This is a genomic window from Streptomyces phyllanthi, from assembly GCF_009377205.1.
Taxonomy (GTDB): domain Bacteria; phylum Actinomycetota; class Actinomycetes; order Streptomycetales; family Streptomycetaceae; genus Streptomyces; species Streptomyces phyllanthi.
On record NZ_VJZE01000857.1, the window covers coordinates 1 to 1,784 of the forward strand.

General features: G+C 69.2%; 3 protein-coding genes. 1 reads left to right on the top strand and 2 read right to left on the bottom strand.

Features of this window, described 5'->3' with window-relative positions; genetic code table 11:
- Positions 1-20: 20 nt before the first annotated feature.
- A complete protein-coding gene (locus FNH04_RS45605) occupies positions 21-410 on the bottom strand; it encodes a DUF4352 domain-containing protein (RefSeq protein WP_228032059.1) in 390 nt (129 codons plus the stop codon).
- Positions 411-785: 375 nt separating this feature from the next.
- Positions 786-1,319 (bottom strand): ATP-binding protein, encoded by a 534-nt coding sequence (locus FNH04_RS45610; protein WP_152792090.1) that lies wholly within the window; start codon positions 1,317-1,319, stop codon positions 786-788.
- A gap of 170 nt (positions 1,320-1,489) precedes the next feature.
- Between FNH04_RS45610 and FNH04_RS45615 the strand changes: the two genes are divergently transcribed.
- The coding region (locus FNH04_RS45615) for a helix-turn-helix domain-containing protein (RefSeq protein WP_152792091.1) at positions 1,490-1,784 on the top strand (295 nt) is incomplete at its 3' end.

The following is a 1,784-nucleotide window of genomic DNA, read 5'->3' on the forward strand; positions in this document are numbered from 1 at the left end:
CGCCCGCCCTCCGCCCGGGATCAACGCGGCCCGGACACCTCGATCTTGAACGTCGCGTGCTCCATGTCGGTGCTGAACTCCAAGGCACCGGGCTGGGTGTCGGGCACCATGAACACGGTGGTACCCGTGACGAACTCGCCGGGACGGGGATCCGGTTCGTTGAGCAGGGTCTCCTTCACGAAGCCGAGTTCCGCGCAGTCACCACTGAGCTCGTGGTCGATCTGCTTGGTCTGACCGTCCTTCCCGGTCCAGCGTGCCTGTGTCAGCGGCGCGGTGTCGAAGTCCGCGCTGCCGGTGTTCTTCACCCTGAACTCCAGGCAGACGAACGTGTTCTGCGGGTCCGCGGTCTCCGGTGACAGGAACTCGCCCTGGGGCAGGACATCGGCCTGCCGGTAATCGGTGAGTGTCACGTCCGCCGAACTGGCCGGGATGTTGAGAATCTCGTCCTCTGGGATTGCGACGGGAAGCGTCTGCCCCTTTTCCAGGACGGGGACGTCATCCCCGGACGGAGTCCCGACCGCTGCCTCGGCGATCGCGGACGCCGGCCTCGGCGTCTGCGGGGATGCGGTGTGCACGGATGGCGCCTGCCGCTGTTCCCGGCCCTCTGAACCGCCACTGCCGCAACTCGTCAGTGCGCCCGCGGCGGCCATACCCGCGACCACGAGAAGCATCCGATGACGAAGTCCTCCTGATGCTCCTCCCATGACGACGGCTCCTTCCGACGTGCGCCCTGTTCCACCATCTTGCGCCCGGCGCCGAGGATGCGCAGGTCGGCGGGTTGGTGGTCAGCCCTGAGGAGCGCCCGTCCGGCAGGGCGGAGCTGATGCCCGGCCGGTGTCGTGGCTGGTGCCATGGCCCGTGTTGTGGCCGGTGTCGTGAGGGGCGAGGGTGATGTTCGCCCAGACGGTCTTGCCGGCGGGTGGATACGGTTCCGTGCCCCAGCGGTCGGCCAGGGCGCCGACCAGGAGAAGACCGCGGCCCGACTCGGCGTCCGGCCCCACCTCCTCGGAGTCCGGCGACGGTGCGGGCAGCCGGTCGCCGCGAGCGTCGGTGACGGCGATACGGAGGAGGCCGGCGGCGGGGTCGAGGGTGAGGGCGAGGCGGAAGTCGCGGCCTTGTACGTGGCCGTGCAGGGCGGCGTTGGCGGAGAGTTCCGCGACGATCAGCTCGGCACGTTCGGTGACGGCGGGTGACACCTGCCAGGTGCGGAGCTGCTCCGTGGTGAGCAGTCGGGCGAGGCGGGCGCCACGGCGTGTGGACGACAACTGCTGGGTGAACGTACGTACGATAGCGGACAGTTGGGGCGTAATGGTGTTCATGGGGTCACCGTGACGGGCGCGCGGGGGTGTACGCCAGGAGCACGGCCCGTACGGTGCGTCAGCGTACGAGCACATTCTGTGGACGGTACGAGTCTCTTGCCGTCACTGTGAGTGCTGCCGATCGGTGAGGAGATCGGGTAGCAACGTGACGCAACGGGAGGTGACCGCGGATGACGGGCGGCGTGGACGCGGGAGACGAGCTGACGGCCTGTGAGGGAGAACGGGAGCCCGATCCCTCGGACAGTCTGCGGACATGGGGCGCGGTCACCCAGGCGCTGCGCGAGCACGCCGGGTACAGCAGGACCGAGTTCGCGGATCTCGTCCGTTTCTCCAAGCACACCGTGGAGTCGGTGGAGTTGGGGCGGCGGATGCCGGACGAGTCGTTCGTGGCACGGGCGGACGAGCTGCTGGGCAACACCGGGGCGCTGCGGAAGTCGGCGCGGTATGTGACGCGGGGGCGGGGGG

Bases quoted from the DNA above. Each gene is read 5' to 3' on its own strand.
- FNH04_RS45610 (WP_152792090.1), bottom strand. From the start codon at position 1,319: ATGAACACCATTACGCCCCAACTGTCCGCTATCGTACGTACGTTCACC.